This window comes from Thalassospira sp. (assembly GCF_040218635.1).
GTDB lineage: Bacteria > Pseudomonadota > Alphaproteobacteria > Rhodospirillales > Thalassospiraceae > Thalassospira.
The window spans coordinates 832,158-855,719 of sequence record NZ_JAVJRB010000012.1; the positions used below are offsets into that span (position 1 = coordinate 832,158).

The following is a 23,562-nucleotide window of genomic DNA, read 5'->3' on the forward strand; positions in this document are numbered from 1 at the left end:
TTTTCTTTGTCTGCATTTTCGAGTTTGCTGGCGACATCCCTTCGCCCGTACCAGCTGGCGATTATTTGGTGAAAAGCGCCTTATAGTCTTTACGCAGAATATTCTTTTGCACCTTGCCCATGGCATTGCGCGGCAGTTCATTCAAAAAGAACACCCGCTTTGGCACTTTGAAATTTGCCAACTGGGATTTGATCGATCCGATCACTTCATCTTCTGACAGCGCGTCTTTCTGTTCCGGCACAATCACGGCAACGACCGCCTCGCCAAAATCCGGGTGCTGGACGCCGATCACGGCACTTTCCACAACGCCATCCATCTTATCGATCAGTGTTTCGATTTCTTTCGGGTAGATGTTAAACCCGCCAGAAATCACCAAATCTTTGGCACGTCCAACGATATGGACATATCCCTTGGCATCGATCTTGGCGATATCGCCGGTAATGAAGAAACCATCGCTACGGAATTCTTCTGCGGTTTTTTCCGGCATTTGCCAATATCCGGCAAAAACGTTCGGTCCGCGCGCTTCCAGCACACCGATCTCGTCCGCGCCAAGAACATTGCCCTCTTCGTCACATACCCGCACATCAACATCTGGCAAGGCCGGACCAACGGTATGAACAATGCGCTCATCATCAAGCGGATTGGATGTCGCCATGCCCATTTCGGTCATGCCATAGCGTTCCAGCAATGTCTTGCCGGTCCGTTGCACAAACGCGGTAAATGTTTCGGGCAACAAAGGGGCCGAGCCTGAGATAAACAACCGCATGTTAGCGCTAACATCGGCAGTAAAGTCATCGCCTGACAGCAAGCGGACATAAAAGGTCGGAACCCCCATCATGACCGTGCTCCGCGGCAATAACGCCATCACCTGATCACGATCAAATTTCGGCAGGAAGAACATCTTTGAACCCGACAGCATCACACAATGACAGGCAATGAACAGGCCATGCGTATGGAAAATCGGCAAGGCATGCAGCAATGTGTCATTGCGCTCAAACCCCCACAGCTTTTCAAGAGTTGATGCGTTAGACCACAGGTTCATCTGGGTCATCATCGCCCCCTTGGGCTTACCTGTTGTCCCTGACGTGTAAAGGATTGCGGCAAGATCATCATCAGCACAGGCAATAGCTGGAAAGTCTTCGGCCTGTGACGCCATTTCATCCATCAGGCTACCATCGGCTTCCATGCCAAGAGTCAAAACGTGTTTGACACCCTGCGCATCGGCAATGGCTTTCACTTCTTCTGCACGATGGGGCTGGCAGACAAATATGATCGGTGACGCATTGCCCATGAAATAGGCCAGCTCACCCGCCTGATATGCGGTGTTAAGCGGCAAATAGACAAGGCCGGCACGGATACAGCCAAGATAAAGGAATAATGCTTCGGGAGATTTATCGACCTGAACAGCAACCCGGTCGCCTTTTTTCGCACCAAGTGCGCTCAGAAGCCCGGCGATTTTGGCCGAACAAGTATCTGCATCGCCGTAACTGTATGTTTTGCCGGTTGGCGTTTCGATCAGAACAGAAGACAGGTCTGCTGGAAACCGGCTGCGGATACGCATGAAAAGGCTGTTGGTCACTGTGCTGTTTCCCCGATGAATTGTCTTTTGACCGGCAGCTCTCCCCACCGGTCTGTGTTGCGGGCAACATAGTGCAATCAACCCTTATCGGTAAACAAGTACCTTTTTACCGGGATCATTAATTTTGGGGAAGATTGGCGGGCACATCCGCACCCGCCAAAGAATATTACCCTAGGCAACGTATGGGAATTCCCCATCAACGAACGGGAATGCTTCGCCAACCGTTACCTGAACATCCGGGTGGAACCCGTTGAAATGGGTTGCAAGCGCGTTGCTATAAGCACCGATATGACCAAATTCGATCCAGTCGCCTTCGCGAATGTCGGCCGGCAGATTAACCGTTGCTGGCAGCACATCCATATTGTCACAAGTCGGGCCATAGATTGTGAATTCAAGCGTTTCATGCTGATCAAATTCACCACCAATTCGCATCGGACGTACGGGATAGCGCAACTGACCGGTGACTGTTTCCGACAGACTGCCATAGACACCATCATTGATAAACAAGGTGTCTTCTTTGCGCAGATGAACCTGGGTGATCAACGACACACCGCTTGATACCAATGCCCTGCCCGGTTCGCACATAAAGGTGGTTTCAGGCATATCAAGCCAACGGATGCAGTCCTTGATCTCGTCCATGATTTCTTCAAGTGCGGGACCACGCTGGTTCATATATTGGCCGGGAAAACCGCCGCCAACATCGATGTGTTTGACCTTCACACCAGAGAAATCGACAACTTGGCGGATCAATTCAATTGCGATGCGATAACCGTTTGCCGTCGTACATTGCGAACCGACATGGAAGCACAGCCCGGCCTCATAGCCGAACGCCTCAACCTTTTTCAGCAACTCTGCCGCCACCATCGGCCGCGCACCGAACTTGGCCGACAGGTTATAGGTTGCCCCTGCTGGCGGGGTTGCTAGGCGGACATGAATAACGAGTTTCTTGTCGCCTTCGGTTTCTTCGCGAATTTTATCAAGTTCTTCTTCGGTATCAATTACATAGTGATCAATACCAAACACCCGGTGGGCGTTACGAATGGCATCGCGGCTTTTGACCGGATGCATGTAATAGGCCTTCATGCCCGGGAACTGACGACGCACCAACGATATTTCTTCTGGTGATGCGGTATCAAAGTGCCTGACACCGCCTTCATGAAGGTATCGCATGATTTCCGGATGCGGATTACATTTCACCGCATACAGGACGTCACCGGGGAACATTTCGACAAAGCGCTGCGCTGTTTCTCGAAGAATATTTGGTCTGAGGCAATAGACCGGATAGGAAGGTTTGAGTTCCTTCACAACATCGAACGTCGTATCGAAATGACGTGGCATAAATACTCCATCGTTTTCAAACATCAGGCGCCCAGACACGTACCGCCGCCGGGCTGGCCTTTCAGCTTTCTCAGGGTATCAGCCCTTTACCAACCTGTCATGCCCCTTGACGCCAATTGATCTTGATATTGTGGACTCCTCCCGATAAATTGGTAAACCAATACCAAATAACCAATATCATGTGCTCCACGCTCATTTGCGCACCCGCACACCAACATACAGGGAGCCTAAAATGCCCATCGATCCGATCCTTGATCCGACCACCTTGGCCGCAGAACTTTCCGGCTTTCATCTGATCAATGGAAAACTTGTCGCCCCGAAAAACGGCAAAACCTTTGACGTTCTTAATCCCGCCACCGGAAAAGTCATTGGCCAGGCCGCAGATGGCGATGCCGAGGATGTTGGAATTGCGGTTGCGGCGGCAAAGGCCGCGCAAAAGGATTGGGCCGAACGCCCTGCCCGCGAACGCGGTAAACTTGTTGCCGAATGTGGTCGTGTGTTAACCGCCCATACCGAAGAACTTGGTCGGTTGGTTGCCCTTGAATCGGGTAAAGCCCTTCGCACCGAAAGCCGGGTCGAGGCATCCGTTCTGGCAGATATGTTTGTCTTCTTTGGCGGTCTTGCATCCGAGCTTAAAGGCGAAACCGTTCCGTTCAATCCGAACATGATGACATTAACCACCCGCGAAGCCGTGGGTGTTGTCGGCGCGATCATTCCATGGAACGTGCCAATGATGTTGATGGCGATCAAGGTCGCCCCGGCACTGGTCGCCGGCAACGCGGTGGTTGTGAAATCGGCCGAAGACACCCCGCTTGCAGTCTTGCGCGTGTGTCAGATCATGCAGGAAATCCTTCCGGCCGGTGTATTTAACATCATTTCCGGATTTGGCCCCACCTGTGGTGGTCCGTTGGTCGAACATAAAGATGTTAAAAAGGTTTCCTTCACCGGATCCGTCGAAACCGGTCGCACCGTTTACCGTGCCGCGGCAGAAAAGCTTATTCCGGTTACCCTCGAACTTGGTGGCAAGTCACCAATGATCGTTATGGATGATGCCGATCTGGACAAGGCAATTGCCGGTGCCGTTGGTGGCATGCGCTTTACCCGCCAAGGACAAAGCTGCACGGCGTCATCGCGTATTCTGGTTCACGAAAAGCTTCATGATGCCTTCGTTACCCGCCTGATTGACAAGGTGAATGCCCTTAAGATGGGGGATCCGCTTGATGAAAAAACCGACATCGGCACCATCATCAACCGCAAACAGTTCGACAAGGTTTGTGGCTATATCGATATCGGTGAAAAAGAAGGTGCGACCAAGAACGAACTTAGCGCCCTTCCAACTGACAGCAATCTGGCCGATGGTCTGTTTGTCCGCCCGGTGGTCTTCACCAATGTTAATCCTGATGCCCGGATTGCGCGTGAAGAAATCTTTGGCCCGGTGGCCTGTGTCTTCAAGTTCAAAACCTTTGAAGAGGCACTTGAACTTGCCAATGACAGCGACTTTGGCTTGGCTGCGACGGTTTGGACGACAGACCTTAAAACCGCACTGCAGGCGACCAAACGTCTTGAAGCAGGCTTTGTTCAGGTCAACCAGAACCTTGTCGTTCAGCCTAACCTGTCCTATGGCGGGATCAAGCTTTCCGGCCTTGGCAAAGAAGCATCGCTTGAAAGCATGTTAGAGCATTACACCTACAAGAAGACCGTTATCCTGAATATGGAATAACGCCAAGCATCCCCACGCCAGGCGTTACTTGAACCGGGTTGCGCGAAACGCAACCCGGTTTTTCTTTTCCGGACCTTGACCTTCGCGCCTTAATCCGCAAAGCTGCCTTTCGAAATCCTATCCGTAATCCAGAAAGTACATGGCTATGTCTGCATATACTGACATCCTCGCATCGCATTCCCGACCGACGCTTCGTGCCGGTGCGATGGCCATGATTATGGGGATTTCCGCCCTGCGAATGTGATCCCTGTCATCCGAGGATGACAGGTCCGGTTAAATACCGTTTCTCACCAACACATGATATTATTGCCATCACATCACACAGATGATGGCCGCAGGAGCATGGAAATTATGGCTGTTTCCTATCACGACATTGTACGCGCATCCGGTTTGTTAGAAGGCATCGTCGCCAAGACACCTTTGGTAAAATCGCTAACACTTTCAAATATTTGTCAGGCTGAAGTTTATCTTAAACTTGAGAACCAGCAATATACGGCATCCTTTAAGGAACGCGGCGCTTACGTCAAACTGGCAAGTCTGACGCCGCAAGAACGCGAAAAAGGTGTGATTGCCGTTTCGGCAGGCAACCATGCGCAAGGTGTTGCATATAATGCCAAGCGCCTTGGCATTCCGGCCACCATCGTCATGCCGAAAAACACCCCCTACACCAAGGTCCATCACACGCGCTCACACGGTGCCGAAGTCGTTCTGACAGGAAATGTTTTTGCCGAAAGCCTTGAGGCTGCCGGACGTATTCAGCAAGAACGCGGTCTTACCTTTGTTCATCCATTTGATGACCCGCATATCATTGCCGGCCAAGGGACCGTCGGGCTCGAAATCCTTAATGAAAATGTCGATATCGATACCATTGTTGTGCCGATTGGCGGTGGTGGTCTGGCCTCTGGTGTGGCCACTGCAATCAAGTCACGCCGCCCCGACATTGAAATCATCGGCGTTGAAACCAAGCTTTACCCCAGTATGTATGAAGGCATTCGCGGCGATGAATTCACCGGTGGCGGCGTAACCATCGCCGAAGGCATTGCGGTTAAACAGCCCGGCGGGTTGACGCTTGAGATTTGCAAGGAAAAGCTTGATGACGTTCTTCTGGTTGAAGAAAGTTCAATCGAACGATCCATCCAGATGCTGATTGAAATCGAAAAAAGCGTTGTTGAAGGTGCCGGTGCCGCCCCACTTGCCGCCCTGCTTGATCACCCCGAACGTTTCAAGGGCAAGAAAGTTTGTCTGATTGTCAGTGGTGGCAATATTGATACACGTCTTTTGGCACAGGTCCTGATGCGTGGCATGGCCCGTCAGGGTCGGCTGGTGCGTGTCCGTATTGAGATCCCCGATGTGCCAGGCGCATTGGCCACCATCAGTACATTGATCGGTGAAGAAGAAGCCAACATCATCGAAGTTTATCATCAACGCCATTTCTATGACGTTCCGGCCAAACAGACCGATGTTGATATGGTTCTTGAGGTGCGCGACACCGTTCATGGGCAAGAGGTTATCGCCCGCCTGATCAAAGAAGGATTCGGCGGCCGCCTACTGGGCAACACATCGCTCGATTGACCCTGGCCTACAAACAAAAAAACGGGCCGCTGGCATGACCGCCGCGGCCCGTTTTGTATTTATTGCTGATTTACCGTGTCGCGAAAGCGGTTTAGCCTTCAAGCGCGCGGTAACGACCACCGTAGTATAGAAGCGGCGCCCCCGTTTGCCCCATCAGCAGTTCCTGTACGTGACCGACAATGATGCTGTGGTCACCGCCTTCATGAACGGCATGACGCTTACAGGTAAAGGCCGCCAGACAGCCCTTTAGGCGCGGCATGCCCAAACTGTCATTTTCATACCCGATATCATCCCATTCGGTTTGCCCGGGTGCAGAAAACAGCTCCGATATGTTTTTTTGATCCTGATGCAAAATATTAATGCAGAACACCGTGCATTCACCGGCAAATAGAGCATGCGTTGCCGCGCGCGCATCAACCGAGAACAAAACCAGAGCCGGATCAAGCGATACCGAGGCAAAACTATTGATGGTGATACCCGCTTTAGAACCGTCTTTTGCACGTGTCGTCACAACAGCAACACCAGTTGTAAACTGACCAAGACAGTCCCGAAAATCGCGCGGAGAGAATGACATATTGAAGAATGCTCTTACTAACTAAACATATTTAAGTGTGCCCCCGTATAAAGGCATGGGGAAAATGGCGTCTAAACCACGCGCTGTCAAACCTATCTCGCAGCAGATTTAAACGTGATGTTAATAAGATTAAAAGTTAATAGAGCAATGTGGACGGGGCATGCGTGTCATTTGAGTACAAAAATGGCTCGACATAATAGAACGTATCGTGACTTGATCCGGTATCGATATCGGCGTAGCGGGGAAAAATAGTGTTTCTGATTATCGGTTATATCATTGTACTCGGCTCGGTGCTGGGCGGCTATTTACCCCACGGGGCATTTAGCATCCTCGTTCAGCCGTATGAAATACTTATTATTTTCGGCGCTGCGTTTGGTGCGTTTTTGACAGCCAATCCGCTCAGCGTTGTCAAACGGTCGTTCTCCTACACCTTGCGTGCTATGAAAGGCCCTAAGAAAAAAGCAGCCTATCTTGAGCTTCTGCTTTGCCTTTACGCGATTTTCCGCCTGGCAAAATCAAAGGGTGATCTCGCCCTTGAAAGCCACGTTGAAAACCCAGAGGGATCGAGCCTTTTTAACAACTTCCCGGTCTTGATGAAGGATCACCATGCGGTTGAGTTCATGTGTGATTATCTTCGCCTTCTGACACTTGGCACCACCAATCCATATGAACTTGAAGCCGTGATTGATCAGGAACTAGAAGCCCATCACGAGGACGAGCACGCTGTTTCCGATGCGGTTCAGACCGTCGGCGACGGACTTCCGGCACTTGGCATTGTTGCTGCTGTTCTGGGTGTGATTGTGACCATGAGCTCCGTGACAGAACCGCCGGAAATTCTCGGTGGCCTGATCGCGGCCGCACTGGTCGGGACATTCCTTGGTATTCTCGGCGCGTATGGGTTTGTCGCACCGACCGCATCCATCATCAAGAAGACCGTTGATGCAGATGCCAAATATTATAGCTGCATCAAGGCTGCGCTCATCGGGCATATGCAAGGATATGCGCCGCAAGTTTCCGTTGAATTTGCGCGTAAAACCCTTCCACATGACCTGCGACCGAGCTTCAAGGAACTCGATGAAGCCTTACAAGATGCGCCAACAGCTTGATTTCTGACTGAAATACTTCCGGCTTAGGGAAAAGCACGACGTATGCCTGATATCGTCATAAAGAAAATCAAAAAAGGTGGGCATGGCCACCACGGAGGCGCATGGAAAGTTGCCTATGCTGACTTCGTGACGGCAATGATGGCGTTTTTCCTGCTGCTATGGCTGCTTTCAAGCGCGACAGAGGAACAGCTTCAAGGGGTATCGATGTATTTCACCCCTGAAACCATTTCACAAAACGATTCAGGATCCGGTGGATTGCTTGGCGGCACAAGCCTTGCCGAAGAAGGCTCACTGCGTTCTGAATTCGGCTCGCCGACGGTTAGCATGGACATCCCGCCCGTCCAGTCACCCGATGAACGCGAAGCCATTCGTGTTGCCCAGATGGAAGAACAGGAATTCAACGAAGCCAAAGAACAGCTTCTTAAGGCCATCGAAAGCAGCGAAGAACTTCAGGGCCTGGAAAAGAACATCCGGGTCGAAGAAAACGACGACGGTCTTCGTATTCAGATTCTGGACGAAGATGGTACGGCAATGTTCCCGAGTGGTAGTTCAGGCATGGCCGAACACACCAGATTGTTGCTTGAAAAAGTCGCCAGTGTTGTTGAAAAAATGCCGCAAGATATTTCAATCGAAGGCCATACCGATGCGGTACCGTTTAGCCGCAATGATGGCTATTCAAACTGGGAATTGTCCGCAGACCGCGCTCTTGCGACCCGTCGCGTGCTCGAAGAACTGGGGCTTAACACCGGACGGTTTGCCAAGGTCGCTGGGCTTTCCGATACAGACCCCCTTCTGCCAGAAGCCCCTGAAAATGAAAGCAACCGACGCATCAGCATTACACTGCTGCGCGGCACCGGTGAGCGATCTGAACTTGGGACTGCACCACAAAATGGCGAAGCCGGGCCCGCAAACGCATCGCCTGCCGCTGCGCCAGAGCAACCTGCTGCACCAAGCAATACGCAGCGTCGTCCATCCTTCTCTGTCCCTTCACAGCCCTAAGCGCATTCGCATTTGACAAAATTGAGTGCCCTTTTATGCCAATGGCCTTTAAACTGTCATGAATAACACCTAATCTCATAGAATAGAGATGGTCGGATGTGATCAGGACTGAGAATACCAGATGACAGTTAATCAGCGGCGCCTAACGCAGCATTATTTTATGACCGCACCAATGCCGTGCCCCTATTTGCCCGGCCGGTTTGAACGCAAGCTGGTGACAGAGCTTCGTGGTCCCGAAGCCAATAACGTCCATGACCTTTTGTCACGTTCAGGTTTTCGCCGCAGTCATTCCATCGCCTATTTGCCCGCCTGCAGTGATTGCAATGCCTGCATTCCTGTACGTGTTCGCTGCAACGAATTTGAAAGCAGTCGTTCCTTTCGCCGCATTCAAGGCAAAAACAACGACCTTACCCGCACAGTTCTGCCGCCCGTAGCCACACAGGAACAATACCAACTGTTTAGCGTCTATCAGGATGCCCGACATGGTAGTGGCGATATGGCGCGTATGGATGCACGTGATTACCGCGCCATGATCGAAGACAGCACGATTGATACGTCGATCTTTGAATATCGTCGTTCTGACGGCAGCCTGATCGCGGTTGCGCTGGTTGATAACCTGGCAGACGGGCTTTCAGCGGTTTACAGCTTCTTCGACCCTGCCGAACACCGACGCGGCCTTGGCACTTATGTCATCCTTGATCTGATTGATGAGGCAAATCTGCTTGATCTGCCGCATATCTATCTTGGCTACTGGATCGGTGATTGCCGTAAAATGTCTTATAAAATGCGGTTTCAGCCTCTTGAAGGTTTCCGCAACGGGCAGTGGATATCGATGAAAGACGTCAAAACCGACGCGACATCAAGCAACGTCAGCGACTAGCGTTCCACACTTTTCGCCCAAACCAATCATATTAGACTAAAGTCCAAGCAAACAACTCGATCCCCGGTTGCCTGCTTTCAAAGACGCATATAAGCTGCGGTACAAAGTCGATTAACCGGCTTTGACATATAAATCATGAGCTTGCATCTTTGGGAGGCTGTAACTAATGAAACGTCGCCAATTTCTTTCTGGCGCTGCCGTAGCAGGTGCGACTGCTGCTGCCGTATCCACCTTCGCCAAACCGGCGATTGCACAGGACGTCCGTGAATGGCGTCTGGTCACGACCTGGCCGAAAAACTTCCCGGGTCTTGGTACCGGTGCGAACCTTCTTGCCGAATATATCACCAAGGCATCTGATGGCCGTTTGAAAGTCACCGTGTTTGGTGCTGGCGAAATCGTTCCGGCATTCGAAGCCATTGACGCTGTCGGTAACGGCACTGTCGAGATGGGCCACGGCGCGCCTTACTACTGGAAAGGCAAAGTTGACGCGACCCAGTATATCGCAGCAATGCCGTTTGGTCTGAATGCTCAGGAACAGAATGCCTGGTTCCAGTGGGGCGGCGGTCAGGAACTGGCAGACAAAGTTTATGCCGAACTGAACTGTAAATTCTTCCCGTCAGGCAACACCGGCACCCAGATGGGCGGTTGGTTCAACAAGGAAATGAACACCCTTGCTGATTATCAGGGCCTGAAAATGCGTATTCCGGGCCTTGGCGGCGAAGTCGTCAAAGCTGCTGGCGCAAACGTTGTGAACCTTCCGGGCGGCGAAATCCCGCCGGCACTGCAGTCGGGCGCAATTGATGCGACCGAGTGGGTTGGCCCTTACAACGATCTGGCATTTGGCCTCTATAAATCGGCTAAATACTACTACTATCCGGGTTGGCACGAGCCAGCGACCGTTCTCGATAACTTCATCAACCTTGATGCATGGAATGCACTTCCGGATGATCTGAAGGCAATCGTTGAACAGGCTAACCGCGCTGTTAACCAGATGGTACTGTCTGAATTCACCGCACGTAACAACCAGGCGCTTGATACCCTGCGTAACAAGCACAATGTCGATGTTCGTCCGTTCTCTGACGACATTCTGACCGGTCTTGGTAAACTCTCAGGTGAAGTTCTGCGTGATCTGGTTGCTTCCAACCCGCTGTCGCAAGAAGTCTTTGAGAGCCTTATCGCATTCCGTACCCAGTCGATCGCTTGGTCGAAATTCTCGGAATCCGCTTTCGCTCAGGCACGTATCCTGCCGTTCAAATACTAAGTTCTCCGTCTTATCGGAAAACGACAAAGGGCTGGCATTTGTTTGCCAGCCCTTTTTATTTGCGCCAAACGCAACAAAGCCCCCCATAGGGGAACCCCCAACCCACCCTGCCCGATGCGTGCCTCGTAAGCCTCATATCTATCCGGCACCGAATGAAAAAGGCACCCAATCGGGTGCCTTTTTCATTGAAGTTTGTGTTGTGGCGTTTGCCTAGAACAGAACACTCGGCAACCAGGTGGCCAACCATGGGAAGGCTGCCACAAGGCAAAGCCCCAGCATCTGGATCGCAACGAACGGAATGATACCGCGATAGATATCAAACGTTCTGATCGAAGGCGGTGCTACACCACGCAGATAAAACAGCGCAAAGCCAAAGGGCGGTGTCAAGAAGCTGGTCTGCAGGTTGATCGCAATCATGATGCCAAGCCAAACCGGATCAATGTCCATCTTGAGCAAGATCGGACCGACAATCGGCACCACGACAAACACGATCTCGATAAAGTCGAGGAAGAAGCCCATGAAGAACATCAAAAGCATCACAACCAGCATCGCGCTGAACACGCCACCCGGAAGGTTGTGCAGCAGGTCTTCAACCAGCTGATCGCCACCAAGACCGCGGAACACCAGCGAGAATACCGAAGCCCCCAGCAGAATGACAAACACCATCGCACTGACCTGAACGGTCTGACGGACGACATGGCGCAGAACCGCCATATCAAGGCGTTTGTAGAACGCTGCGAGAACAATCGCGCCAACCGACCCGAAGGCCGCAGATTCCGTCGGTGTTGCAATCCCGGTCAGGATCGACCCCAGAACCGCAACAATCAAAAGAGCCGGTGGCAAAAGTGCACGCAGCACCTCACCCCAAAGCCCTTTGGGGCGCTTGCCTACGACAAGGGCCGGCGCAGAAGTCGGGTCAATGAGCGACTTGATGATGATCCAGCCGATATACAAACACACCAGCATGATGCCCGGAATGAAGGCCCCTGCGAACAGGTCCATCACCGAGATCGGCTCTGGTGCCCAGTTGCCGATCGAACGCTGTGCTTCGGCATAGGCACCCTGCAGGATATCCCCCAACAGAACCAGAACGATCGATGGCGGAATGATTTGCCCCAACGTCCCCGACGCACAGATGATGCCCGTGGACAGTTTCGGATCATAACCGGCTTTCTGCATCGCAGGCAGGCTAAGCAGGCCCATGGTCACAACCGTCGCACCAACAATCCCGGTGGATGCTGCCAGCAACATACCGACAATCACCACGGAAATACCAAGGCCACCCCGCATGGTGCCAAACAGCATGCCCATGGTGGTCAGAAGCTTTTCCGCGATGCGGGCACGTTCGAGCATCACGCCCATAAAGACAAACAGCGGAATGGCAACATACAGCTCATTGGTCATCACACCGAAATAGCGCGATGGCAAAGAGCCCAGAAGCGGCATATCGAACGAACCCATCGCATTGCCGATAAGCGCAAAAGCAAGACCGGTGCCCGCAAGCGAGAAGGCAACCGGAAAACCAAGAATAAGCACGCCGCAAGCTACGGCGAACATTACCAGGCTAAGAACTTCACCCGTCATTAAACGCCCTCGTGCTCTTCTTCATGGATTTCAAATTCTTTATGACCGGCAAGCACCAGAACGCTGCGCGCTGCCAGGGACATCCCTTGCAGCAGCATCAAAACGCAAAACACCAAAATCACAGATTTATACAGGAACAAACCCGGAAGACCGCCCGTCTCGTGCGACCCTTCAAGACGGTGCCAGCTGGTCACAACATACGGGTAGCTATACATCAAGATCATGATCACCACCGGCATCAGCAAAAACAGCGACCCGAACAGATCAACCCATGCCTTGTAGCGTGCAGATGCCGGACGGTAGATCACGTCAACGCGCACATGCCCCCCATGTAAAAGCGTATAACCTGCCCCGACCATGAACATGATGCCGTAAAGCCACATATAGCTTTCCTGCATCGAAACCCAGCCGACCGCAAAGCCGTAACGCAATGTGGCAACCAAAAACGTGATCACCACCATCGGGATCACAAGCCAGGCTACCCCGCGACCTATCCAGTCATTCAGACTGTCTATCGCGTGGACGAAATTTCCCAGAAATCTCACGATTCACTCCCAAGCCCTTATTAATCTCACAGGAATATTGCAAGCTTCCTGCTAATCAGGTTGCGAAGTTACATTTTAACCACCCAAAACGCTATATCTTTTGGCACGCAATTCGCCCATTTCTGCGGAAATTTGCAGCATATGATGTGGCAAGCGACAAATTTGACCAAACATGCTGATAAAAAAGCCGGATGGTGAAATACCATCCGGCTTTTTGACTTTGAATAATGCATAACGCCGTTATTCGAACTTGTTTGACCTCGGGAAGCCATTTGGTGGCATCCGCCCTGCTCCGGCACGCTTGCCAATCCATTCCGTAAGATCGGTAACGGTGCGGGTCCGGCCTTCGCTGCCACCCATCGCCCAACTTAGGCCCTCTTCGGCACTAAACAGGATCAGGTCCGAAAGACCACCTTGACGGTATTTCTGCAATATCACACCACGGCCACGGGTCATTTCAGGAACTTCGGCCACCGGATAGATCAGAAGTTTTCGATTGTCCCCAAGCACAGCCACATGATCGTTTTCAACCGGCATGAAGATTTTGGCAACCTCGCCCGTGCCAAGGTTAAGAACCTGTTTGCCGTTCTTTGTCTGGGCAATCACGTCTTTTTCAGCAACCTGGAAGCCACGGCCACCGGAACTTGCAACCAACAGGTTCCGGCCATCCTTGTGAATGACCATCGAAACAATGTCATGTTCCTGGGGCAGATCAATCGACAGACGGATTGGTTCCCCATTGCCACGACCACCGGGCAATTTATCGCATGACATGGTGTAGCAGCGCCCTGCCGTCGACAGGATCAGAAGTTTGTCGGTGGTGAAGGCCTTCAAGGCAAAGCGATGTTCATCACCGTCTTTGAATTTCAGATCACTGACATCGGCAACATGGCCCTTAAGTGCACGGATCCAGCCCATTTTCGAACAGACAACCGTAATCGGTTCGCGTTCAATCAGGGCTTCAAGCGGCACTTCGATTTCTTCGGGCTCATCGCCGATTTCAGTCCGGCGCTTGCCAAGTGCGGTTTTCTTGCCAAAGTTTTGACGCATAACCTCGACTTCGTTGCGAATTCTTTCCCAACGCATCGTTTCGCTGCCAAGAAGGGCTTCAAGGCCTTCTTTTTCTGCGGTCAGTTTGGCGTGCTCGTTCTTGATTTCCATCTCTTCGAGCTTACGCAAAGAGCGCAAACGCATATTGAGGATCGCATCGGCCTGCACTTCGGTCAGGTCAAACGCCTTCATCAGGGCGTTTTTCGGCTCATCCTCAAACCGGATGATGCGGATCACTTCATCAAGGTTAAGATAGGCAACAAGATAACCTTCCAACACTTCAAGACGGTGATTGATCTTGGCCAGTCGATGGTTGGAACGACGGATCAAAACTTCCTGACGATGCGCCAGAAACGCACGCAGAACTTCGCGCAAATTCATCACGCGTGGCGTGTTATCGCCATCAAGAACGTTCATGTTCAAACCGAACCTGATTTCAAGTTCGGTGTTTTTGAACAGCATTTCCATCAGATGTTCAGGTTCAACCGCCCGGGTGCGCGGTTCAAGAACAAGGCGAATGATATCAGTTGATTCATCGCGCACATCGTTCAGAAGCGGCAATTTCTTGAGCATCATCAGATCGGCGATACGCTCAACCAGCTTGGCCTTTTGCACCTGATAGGGAACCTCTGTAACCACAATCTGATACAGACCATGGCTCAGTTTTTCGACTTCCCACTTTGCCCGCAGGCGGAAAGATCCACGCCCCGTCGCATAAGCTTCAAGAATGTTTTCAGGTGGCTCGACCAAAACCCCGCCGGTCGGAAAATCTGGTCCCGGCACACAGCGCACAAGTTCGGCAATTGATGTATCTGGCTTATCAATCAGCTTGATCAAGCCTGCACAAAGTTCACCTGCATTATGGGGCGGGATATTGGTCGCCATACCAACCGCGATACCGGAAGCGCCATTGGCCAGAAGGTTCGGGAAGGCCGCCGGCATGACAACCGGTTCCTGTTCCTCGCCATCATAGGTCGAGCGGAAATCAACAGCATCTTCGTCCAGACCATCCATCAACGCCGCGGCAACCGCGGTCATGCGGGCTTCGGTGTAACGCATGGCTGCTGCATTATCGCCATCAATGTTACCGAAATTGCCCTGCCCGTCGACAAGTGGATAACGCACGGCAAAATCCTGCGCCAAACGCACAAGCGCGTCATAGACCGACTGATCACCATGCGGGTGATATTTACCAATCACGTCACCGACAACACGCGCGCATTTCTTAAACCCGTGTTCCGGGTTCAGTTTAAGCTGGCGCATGGCATAGAGAAGACGACGATGCACTGGCTTTAAGCCATCGCGCACATCAGGCAGAGAACGCGACATAATTGTCGACATCGCATAGGCGAGATACCGTTCGCTTAGCGCGTCTGCAAGGCGGGTTTCCCTGATTTGACCGGCACTGGCCGGATCGGAAGTCTTTGTGCTCATGAACGATTTTTCTTGTTGCTTGGCAGAATGGACAGGTGCAAGTCCATTCGTGTTCCGAATGTCTTACGTTATTGGCAACATACTACGCTGGGCATGGGCGCGGTCAACATATGCCGATCAATTTGATCAATTTATTTTTCATCATCGGCGTTTAAACGCCAGACATGACTGACAAGACGGTCGCGGGCGGCAACCGGCTTGATGCCTTTTGCCTCAAAAATATCGCGGTGAATGAAAAACCCGGTCAATTTCAACCCATCACGTAACTGCTCGCCAAAACCGACACTTTTACGCAACTGTGATGCCCGACCCGATGCCAGCAACGCCGGCAAAGTCAAAAGACGGTCGCGATAGGCATTGCCCGCAGCCTCACTAACGGCACGACCGCTTTTGGGCGAGACATAAGCCAGATCAGTCACTTCATTCGTCGCGGCACACCGATCAAGTGCCAATCCATACCCCAATTCTTCAAGAAGACCGACTTCCCAACGGATATAGGATGGCAACCATTGCTCAGCTTTAAGGGCGCCAAGTAATGCAATTGTACCGTGATACAAATCAGGGTGGGCTTCACGTTCAGGAAGGGTTGCATCCAACATGGCACAAGCCGAACTCATCGCCATCAAGGGGCCGGGTTGCAGCAAAATATCCGCGGCATGCGCCCCGGTCAGTTCGCAGCGGAATTGTCCAAGATGTTCGGCAAGCCTTGCAGACCACCCTACCCGCACTTCGTTGCCCGGTTCCAATGTGCCACGCATGGATTTGCTGGTGGCACCGCGCACCATGCCCGAATGTCGGCCGTAATCGCGGGTCAGAACAGACAGGCGGACCGAATTTTCACCCAGCTTGCGTGTCGAAAGAACAATGCCATCATCACGCCAGTCCATACATGCCCCTTAGAAAAATCCGCTGGGCACAATCAGACGGGTAACAAGGAAAAACATCCCAAGAAGGCAGGAACCAAGACAGATCAGCGCGACAGCAAATACTGCCTTACGGGTCCATGAACGTTTTTCGTCATCATCAATGGCATGATCAATCGGGTCGGTAGAATGGTGGGTCATCCGTTGGGACCTCCGCCCGTTATCCGCCAAAACAGACCCAGCAAAAAGACGCTGAGCGCAAAAAGAAGCGCAAGCAGATTAAGGGGTTTTTGCAAGAAAGACTTGTCACGTTCCGCTGATGGACGGGCAGACCGGTTACGGAAAGGACGTCTGGCAACACGGGCAACAATCATTGCGGCAGCAGCGCCGACAACGATCAAGACGATACCCCAAACAGATCCGATTTCCATTACTTATCCAGCTATTGATGGTCCATCAGCGTGACGCATAGATTTAAGCGTTGGGATCCAGTCCCCACATGGCAAAGCGATTGGGATCATCGCCCCAATTTTCGCGCACTTTGACGAACAAGAACAAATGGACCCGACGTTCAAATATAGATTCAAGTTCCTTACGCGCATCGCTGCCAAGTGACTTGATACGCTTGCCACCCTTGCCAAGAATGATGGCTTTTTGGCCTTCACGTTCGACAAAAATGGTTTGTTCAAGCTTGACCGAGCCGTCTTTGCGCTCTTCCCAAAGCTCGGTTTCGACCGTTGCCGAGTAAGGCAATTCCTGCTGCAACTGATAATACAGCTTTTCGCGGGTGATCTCGGCGGCCAACAGACGAAGCGGCATATCCGAAACATCGTCTTCAGGGAACATCCACGGGCCATCAGGCATTTTGGCTGCAAGGAAGTTGACCAAATCCTGCGTACCGGCACCTTTTTTGGCCGAAATCATGAAGACGTCGGTAAAGACTTCATTGGCAAACAGGTCCTGCGACAGACGCAGGAGCTTTTCCTTATCGGCAACCTTATCAACCTTGTTCAGCGCAAGGATCGCCTTGCGGTGCTGGTCTTTAAGCTGCTTGATAATTGCCTGGTCTTCTTCGGTAACACCGGTGCCTGCATCAATGACAAGCACAACCAGATCGGCATCATCAGCACCGTTCCATGCGGCCTTGACCATCGCCCGATCCAGTCGGCGTTTTGGCGCAAAGATACCCGGTGTATCGATGAAAACAATCTGCGCATCTTCGGTCATGACAATGCCACGCACACGCGTACGCGTCGTCTGAACCTTTGGCGAGACGATCGATACTTTCGTTCCGACAAGCTGGTTCAGCAATGTAGATTTCCCCGCATTCGGGGCACCGACAAGTGCGACGAAGCCGCAACGTTGCTGATAAGGTAATCTTTCTTCGTTCACCGGAGTGGGAACATCATTCATCACTTAGTTTATCCAACATCAATTGGGCGGCCAGTTGTTCCGCCTCGCGTTTAGATTTTCCTTCGGCACTGACGCGTTCACCATCGCTGGTGGTCAGTTCGATGGTAAACATCGGCGCATGCGCCGGGCCTTCACGGCCGACCATTTCGTATTTCGGTAACGGTTTACCCCGCCCTTGCAGCCATTCCTGCAATTGCGTTTTTGCATCTTGTGGCGGCTTGTTAGCCTCATCGAGAAGCGGCGTCCACAGCTTTTCGATAAAGCTTCGCGCTGGCTCAAGTCCACCATCAAGATAGAGTGCTGCAATCACGGCTTCCATGCAATCAGATAAAATTGCCGGATTTGTGTCCGCACCAGCCGCACGTTCACCTTTGGCCATCTGAATGTGATCGCCAAGATTAATCTGAACGGCAACCCGCGCAAGGGTTTCACGACGGACAAGTGCGACAAAACGTTTTGCCATTGCCCCTTCGCGTTCCCGGCCAAATCGGGTGTAAAGCATCTCGGCAACGACCAGACCCAACACGCGATCGCCCAGAAATTCAAGGCGCTCGTTGCCACCACTCAACGCATCTTTGCCTTTTGCGGCACTTCGATGCGTCAGCGCAATGCGCAGCAAATCGGGGTCTGAAAAACCGTGATCAATTTCAACGATCACCGGTATGCCGTCACTCATCAGTTAACCCCCTGAAACAGACGATCATACCGGATGCTGCCAAAATCATAGACCGGCTGCGAACTGTCCTTGGAATAGAACAGGAATTCAGCGCGACCGACAAGATTTTCAACCGGAACAAACCGGAAGCGCGCCGGGAAAGCGCGGCTATCGGCCGAATTATCGCGGTTATCACCCATCATGAAGTAGTGACCTTCGGGAACTGTGAATGCTTCGGTATTGTCACTTGGTCCCTGATCGCCAAACAGCTCAAGAATACGGTGAACCTTACCATTCGGAAGCGTTTCGATATATTGCGGCACGGCGGCGGAACGGCCACTTCCATCGGTCAGGATGTAATCTTCGATCCGTTCGCGTTCGATCTGTTTGTTATTGATGTAAAGACGGCCATCGGTCACCTGAACAGTATCCCCGGGAAGACCAATCACACGTTTGATGTAATCTTGCGAGGTATCTGCAGGCAGCTTGAACACAACCACATCGCCACGGTCCGGTTCAGATTCAAAAACCCGGCCCGGAAAAATCGGCAGGCTGAACGGCAGGCTGTGCTTCGAATAGCCATAGGAAAATTTCGAAACAAACAGATAATCGCCCACCAACAAGGTCGGGATCATCGATCCAGACGGAATATTGAACGGTTCATAGGCAAATGTCCGAACCATAAGTGCAATAACAATGGCCCAGAAAACGGTTTTCAAGGTGTCGAGCAAACCACCCGCTTTCTTTTTCTGCACAAACTTTTCCATTCCGTGTTTAACCAATCACTTTATCTGTCAATCAGCCGAAATCACCACGACAGCATTTGCCAGTGGGTATTCGTCCGTCAGGGTCACATACACGGATGGGGTTTTCCCATCCGGGGTTAATTCTTCAAGTCTTTTAAGCGCGCCTTCAATCAAAACCATATCTGGTTTGCCGCTGGCTTGATGTACCACACCCATCGTGTTGTGATAAACACCCCGCCGGAACCCGGTTCCAAGTGCCTTTGAACAGGCTTCTTTGGCGGCAAACGCCATCGCCAGTGACGATGCCGTTCTATGCGGTTTCCGGGTCGCACGCGCGATCTCGACATCGGTAAAGACGCGCTTCATAAAACGCTCGCCATGGCGCTCCAAAGCAGCTTCAATCCGACGGATATCACATAAGTCCGTGCCAATCCCAATGATCATTTAGCACCATCTGTTTGCGCACGTGCTTCGTCCATCAAGCGACGCATTTCAACAATTGCGGCTTCAAGTCCGATAAACACCGCCTCGCCGATCAAAAAGTGCCCGATATTCAGTTCGGCGACTTCCGGAATGGCGGCAATCGGTTTGACCGTTTCAAAATTCAGACCATGACCGGCATGAATTTCAAGTCCGATCCCTGCCCCGTATTTCACAGCCGTGCGAATACGTTCAAGTTCACGGTCCCGGTCTTCTTGCGTCTTAGCATCACAATACGCACCGGTATGAATTTCGACCACAGGTGCACCAAGGCGTTTGGCACCATCAAGCTGTTCCTTTGACGCCTCGATAAACAGAGATACACGAATGCCCGCATTCCCAAGATCAGACACAAAGCGTTGTAAATGATTATGGCCACCGACCACGTCAAGTCCGCCCTCGGTCGTGCGTTCTTCGCGTTTTTCCGGGACAAGACATACGGCATGCGGCTTTGTTTCAAGCGCAATCTTCAACATCTCGTCCGTGGCTGCCATTTCGAAATTCAATGGTAAATCAATATCTTTGCGCAGTCTTTTCATATCCGCATCAAGGATATGGCGGCGATCTTCGCGCAAATGTGCTGTGATGCCATCCGCACCAGCAAGTTTTGCCAATGCCGCCGCACGCACCGGATCAGGCAAATCCCCGCCGCGGGCATTACGGATGGTCGCAACATGGTCAATATTGACCCCAAGCCGAAGTTTCGAACTCATTGGGTTTCATCCTGCTTTCTGGTGGCACTCTTTGCAGCACTGCCGATCTTTTCTTTGGCACTTTCAAGCATCGGGCCCAGACCGTGCCGTTCTGTTTTCTTCATCCGGCGTAAAATACGATTATGGCGATAGATAACGACCGCCCGATAAACCGGGAAATAAAACAGCATCCAGATCACGATTGTCGTCGGCACACAGCCCACTAGCATTGGCCAGATGATATCAACCATACTGTGCCAAAGTTGCACCAGCGTCGTATGATCAGCAACATCCCAGCGGCCAAAAATCACCCCGCCACCGATATAGTTTACGCCAAGAACAACAAAGTCCCACAGAACCGCCATATCGAAATGCACGGCCACGGCAGTATCATCAACACCAAGTATCCAGTTGCCACAGGTATAGAGCCACAACCAGATAAACGGGAACGTCCACGGATTACCGACAACAGTGCCAAGCAGCGATGCGACCATATTGCTGCGGATCAGCAAACCGATCAGTGCTGAAAGGACAAAATGGAACCCGATAAACGGCGTAAATGAAACAGCCGCCCCGACGGCAAAACCCGAAGCAATGCTATAGGGTGTTCCGGGCAAACGCGCGACACGATGGGCAAAATATTGAGATGAACGACGCCAGCCGCCGCGCGGCCAGACCACGCTGCGAACTCTTTCAAATGATGATGGTTTGATACGGCGCCGAAACATGCAAGTCAGTTCTGGAAAAAATCAGGTAACGCGATAAAAACACGAGGCTTATGCGTAAGTGCTGACCGCGCACTTGGCAAGGCTTTTACGTCGATATCACCTAAAAGATGAATGGGGTTACGATCTATCATTACCCACGCGCACGTTCGACTGTATTGACCACAGGTGTCGCGCGCAACGCGGCAATGATATTGGTCAGATGTTTGACATCGACAACATCAACATCAATCAGCATTTCAAAGAAGTCTGCGGTCCGGTTGGTAAAGCGCAGATTGGTAATGTTACCGTGGTTTTTGGCAATAACACTGGTGATTGAACTCAATGCTCCCTGCTCATGGCCGACGGTCAAGCTAAGTCGACCGACAAAGTGCTCCGGCTCACCATCATTATCCCAACCAACATCAAGCCAGCGTTCAGGTTGCTCGGTAAAGGTCTCTAGCGTATCGCAATCAATTGTATGGATTGTCACACCTTTGCCCGTTGTCACAATCCCGACAATCCGGTCCCCCGGCAGCGGATGGCAACAACCCGCATAATGCACGGCCATGCCCGGAATAAGCCCTTTAAGCGGGATCGCATGATCATGTTTGCGTTCCCGTGCCTTATCAATCGGCACGATCTTGCGGCCCGCATCCTTATCCTTGGTTCCGGGAAAGACCGCGTGAACCACTTCACGCCCGGTATGGTGCCCTGCCCCAACCGATGTCAGAACGGCATCAACCGATGGCAGTTTGAAGATTTTCAGAACGCCATCAATTGCCTTGTCGGAATAATCATACCCTTCCTGACGAAACGCTTTTTGCAGGATCGCCTTGCCAAGATCCCGATACTGATCTTCTTGCTGCTGACGGATAAAGCGGCGGATACCCGCACGCGCCTTACCCGTAACAACAAACCTCTCCCACGTCGGATTCGGTGTTTGCGCCTTGGACGTTACAATTTCGATCTGGTCGCCATTGTTAAGCACGGTCCGCAACGGCACCATCGCCCCGTTGACCTTTGCCCCAACACAGGTATCCCCGATATGGGTGTGGATCATATAGGCAAAATCAACGGGCGTAGCGCGGGCTGGAAGCGCAATAACATCGCCCTTCGGGCTAAAGCAGAATACCTGATCCTGGAACATGGCCAGTTTGGTATGTTCCAGAAATTCTTCGGGCTCGGACGCATGTTCAAGAATATCAAGCAAATCACGCAGCCAACGGTACTGAACGCCTTCTTTTTGCTCCCCGCTTGGCTTGTCTTCCTTATAGGCCCAGTGTGCCGCCACGCCGTTTTCATTAACCTCATGCATATGCCGGGTTCGGATCTGCACTTCGATCCGATGATTTTCCGGCCCCAGCACGGTCGTATGAATGGAACGGTAGCCGTTTGGTTTTGGTGTTGAGATGTAATCTTTAAACCGACCCGGAACGACTTTGTAATTGGCATGCATATAGCCAAGAACTTCGTAACATTGCGGCATATCTTCGACCAAAACGCGAAAAGCCATAATGTCCGAAAGCTCACCAAAGGTGATGTTCTTGCGCTGCATCTTCTGCCAAATCGAATATGGGCGCTTTTCACGGCCATAAATATCGATTTTAAGCCCCTGGCGCGAAATGACATCGGTAAGCTCGCTCACAATGCGGCTTACGACATTGTCATCCTTCTCACGCAGGAATTCGAGGCGGGCAAGAATGGATTCGCGGGCTTCGGGGTTGATATGCTGGAAGGCAAGGTCTTCAAGCTCTTCCTTGATGTCATGCATACCGATGCGTTCGGCAAGCGGTGCATAAATCTCCAACGTCTCAGCTGCGATCCGAACGCGCTTCTCTGGCTTGGAGATATAATGCAGGGTCCGCATGTTATGCAGACGATCGGCCAACTTGACCAACAGAACACGGATGTCTTCGGACATCGCCAAAAGAAGCTTGCGGAAGTTCTCGGCCTGTTTGGAATCAGCTGATTTCAGTTCAATCTGGGTCAGCTTGGTCACACCATCGACCAGCTTCATGATGTTGGTGCCAAAAAGCTTGGTGATCTCTTCTGGCGTTGCATCGGTGTCTTCGATGGTGTCGTGCAGCAAAGCTGTGATGATCGTATCGCAGTCGAGCTTGTAATTGGTCAGAATGCCCGCGACTTCGATCGGATGGGAAAAATACGGATCGCCCGACGCGCGCTTTTGCGAACCGTGTTTTTGGGTAGCATAAACATATGCCCGGTTCAGCGTGGTTTCGCACGCATCAGGGTCATAGGCCTTTACCCGTTCAACAAGTTCGTATTGGCGCATCATTCAGGGGCGTCTCCGCAAATTCCGTCAAGGGTATCGAGTGAACCCCTTCATAAGATAGTACGATTTAG

Annotated in this window: 22 protein-coding genes; 6 read left to right on the forward strand and 16 right to left on the reverse strand. The window is 51.9% G+C overall.

Annotation, left to right across the window (positions count from 1 at the left end; genetic code table 11):
- Nucleotides 1–61: 61 nt before the first annotated feature.
- On the reverse strand, nucleotides 62–1,579 hold the full coding sequence (locus RIC05_RS17840) for a malonate--CoA ligase (protein ID WP_350045928.1): 1,518 nt from the start codon (nucleotides 1,577–1,579) through the stop codon (nucleotides 62–64).
- Nucleotides 1,580–1,750: 171 nt separating this feature from the next.
- Complete coding sequence (locus tag RIC05_RS17845) at nucleotides 1,751–2,917, reverse strand: type III PLP-dependent enzyme (RefSeq protein ID WP_350045929.1); 1,167 nt, start codon at nucleotides 2,915–2,917, stop codon at nucleotides 1,751–1,753.
- Nucleotides 2,918–3,149: 232 nt separating this feature from the next.
- Between RIC05_RS17845 and RIC05_RS17850 the strand changes: the two genes are divergently transcribed.
- Both RIC05_RS17850 and RIC05_RS17855 read left to right on the forward strand, forming a co-directional pair.
- Complete coding sequence (locus RIC05_RS17850; RefSeq protein ID WP_350045930.1) at nucleotides 3,150–4,637, forward strand: aldehyde dehydrogenase family protein; 1,488 nt, start codon at nucleotides 3,150–3,152, stop codon at nucleotides 4,635–4,637.
- Between the two features lie 351 nt (nucleotides 4,638–4,988).
- Nucleotides 4,989–6,209: a threonine ammonia-lyase gene (locus tag RIC05_RS17855; protein WP_350041914.1), complete on the forward strand. Its 1,221-nt coding sequence runs from the start codon at nucleotides 4,989–4,991 to the stop codon at nucleotides 6,207–6,209.
- A gap of 91 nt (nucleotides 6,210–6,300) precedes the next feature.
- On the opposite strand, the gene RIC05_RS17860 is transcribed toward RIC05_RS17855, so the two are convergent.
- A complete protein-coding gene (locus RIC05_RS17860) occupies nucleotides 6,301–6,783 on the reverse strand; it encodes a flavin reductase family protein (RefSeq protein ID WP_350041915.1) in 483 nt (160 codons plus the stop codon).
- Nucleotides 6,784–7,034: 251 nt separating this feature from the next.
- Here RIC05_RS17860 and motA point away from each other — a divergent pair, with 251 nt between their 5' ends.
- From motA to RIC05_RS17880, 4 genes are all read left to right on the forward strand, one after another.
- The gene (gene motA / locus RIC05_RS17865) at nucleotides 7,035–7,889 is read left to right on the forward strand and encodes a flagellar motor stator protein MotA (RefSeq protein ID WP_350041916.1); all 855 of its coding nucleotides are present in this window, start codon (nucleotides 7,035–7,037) and stop codon (nucleotides 7,887–7,889) included.
- A gap of 42 nt (nucleotides 7,890–7,931) precedes the next feature.
- The gene (locus RIC05_RS17870; RefSeq protein ID WP_350045931.1) at nucleotides 7,932–8,888 is read left to right on the forward strand and encodes a flagellar motor protein MotB; all 957 of its coding nucleotides are present in this window, start codon (nucleotides 7,932–7,934) and stop codon (nucleotides 8,886–8,888) included.
- 121 nt (nucleotides 8,889–9,009) lie between these two features.
- On the forward strand, nucleotides 9,010–9,768 hold the full coding sequence (locus RIC05_RS17875) for an arginyltransferase (protein ID WP_350045932.1): 759 nt from the start codon (nucleotides 9,010–9,012) through the stop codon (nucleotides 9,766–9,768).
- A 166-nt stretch (nucleotides 9,769–9,934) separates the two neighbouring features.
- Nucleotides 9,935–11,029 (forward strand): TRAP transporter substrate-binding protein, encoded by a 1,095-nt coding sequence (locus RIC05_RS17880; RefSeq protein WP_350041919.1) that lies wholly within the window; start codon nucleotides 9,935–9,937, stop codon nucleotides 11,027–11,029.
- A gap of 210 nt (nucleotides 11,030–11,239) precedes the next feature.
- Here the strand turns inward: RIC05_RS17880 and RIC05_RS17885 are convergent, their stop codons facing one another.
- The 13 genes from RIC05_RS17885 to RIC05_RS17945 form a co-directional block, all read right to left on the reverse strand.
- Nucleotides 11,240–12,613, reverse strand: a complete 1,374-nt coding sequence (locus RIC05_RS17885) for a TRAP transporter large permease (RefSeq protein WP_350045933.1) — start codon at nucleotides 12,611–12,613, stop codon at nucleotides 11,240–11,242.
- A complete protein-coding gene (locus tag RIC05_RS17890; RefSeq protein WP_350041921.1) occupies nucleotides 12,613–13,158 on the reverse strand; it encodes a TRAP transporter small permease subunit in 546 nt (181 codons plus the stop codon). The genes RIC05_RS17885 and RIC05_RS17890 overlap by 1 nt, the downstream gene beginning before the upstream one ends.
- A gap of 240 nt (nucleotides 13,159–13,398) precedes the next feature.
- Complete coding sequence (parC, locus tag RIC05_RS17895; protein ID WP_350045934.1) at nucleotides 13,399–15,642, reverse strand: DNA topoisomerase IV subunit A; 2,244 nt, start codon at nucleotides 15,640–15,642, stop codon at nucleotides 13,399–13,401.
- 131 nt (nucleotides 15,643–15,773) lie between these two features.
- Nucleotides 15,774–16,529 (reverse strand): DNA repair protein RecO, encoded by a 756-nt coding sequence (recO, locus tag RIC05_RS17900; protein ID WP_350045935.1) that lies wholly within the window; start codon nucleotides 16,527–16,529, stop codon nucleotides 15,774–15,776.
- A gap of 9 nt (nucleotides 16,530–16,538) precedes the next feature.
- The gene (locus RIC05_RS17905; RefSeq protein ID WP_350045936.1) at nucleotides 16,539–16,706 is read right to left on the reverse strand and encodes a hypothetical protein; all 168 of its coding nucleotides are present in this window, start codon (nucleotides 16,704–16,706) and stop codon (nucleotides 16,539–16,541) included.
- The gene (locus RIC05_RS17910; protein WP_350041925.1) at nucleotides 16,703–16,936 is read right to left on the reverse strand and encodes a hypothetical protein; all 234 of its coding nucleotides are present in this window, start codon (nucleotides 16,934–16,936) and stop codon (nucleotides 16,703–16,705) included. The genes RIC05_RS17905 and RIC05_RS17910 overlap by 4 nt, the downstream gene beginning before the upstream one ends.
- A gap of 43 nt (nucleotides 16,937–16,979) precedes the next feature.
- Nucleotides 16,980–17,918, reverse strand: a complete 939-nt coding sequence (gene era / locus RIC05_RS17915) for a GTPase Era (RefSeq protein WP_350045937.1) — start codon at nucleotides 17,916–17,918, stop codon at nucleotides 16,980–16,982.
- The gene (gene rnc, locus RIC05_RS17920) at nucleotides 17,911–18,594 is read right to left on the reverse strand and encodes a ribonuclease III (protein WP_350045938.1); all 684 of its coding nucleotides are present in this window, start codon (nucleotides 18,592–18,594) and stop codon (nucleotides 17,911–17,913) included. Before rnc ends, era begins: the two co-directional genes overlap by 8 nt.
- Nucleotides 18,594–19,340, reverse strand: coding sequence for a signal peptidase I (gene lepB, locus RIC05_RS17925; RefSeq protein WP_350045939.1), 747 nt, complete (start codon nucleotides 19,338–19,340; stop codon nucleotides 18,594–18,596). The genes rnc and lepB overlap by 1 nt, the downstream gene beginning before the upstream one ends.
- Nucleotides 19,341–19,367: 27 nt before the next feature.
- Nucleotides 19,368–19,763, reverse strand: a complete 396-nt coding sequence (gene acpS / locus RIC05_RS17930) for a holo-ACP synthase (RefSeq protein ID WP_350041929.1) — start codon at nucleotides 19,761–19,763, stop codon at nucleotides 19,368–19,370.
- Nucleotides 19,760–20,512: a pyridoxine 5'-phosphate synthase gene (locus tag RIC05_RS17935; RefSeq protein ID WP_350045940.1), complete on the reverse strand. Its 753-nt coding sequence runs from the start codon at nucleotides 20,510–20,512 to the stop codon at nucleotides 19,760–19,762. Before RIC05_RS17935 ends, acpS begins: the two co-directional genes overlap by 4 nt.
- Nucleotides 20,509–21,171, reverse strand: coding sequence for a DUF2062 domain-containing protein (locus tag RIC05_RS17940; RefSeq protein ID WP_350041931.1), 663 nt, complete (start codon nucleotides 21,169–21,171; stop codon nucleotides 20,509–20,511). The genes RIC05_RS17935 and RIC05_RS17940 overlap by 4 nt, the downstream gene beginning before the upstream one ends.
- 178 nt (nucleotides 21,172–21,349) lie before the next feature.
- Nucleotides 21,350–23,494: a RelA/SpoT family protein gene (locus tag RIC05_RS17945; RefSeq protein WP_350045941.1), complete on the reverse strand. Its 2,145-nt coding sequence runs from the start codon at nucleotides 23,492–23,494 to the stop codon at nucleotides 21,350–21,352.
- Between the last annotated feature and the right edge of the window lie 68 nt (nucleotides 23,495–23,562).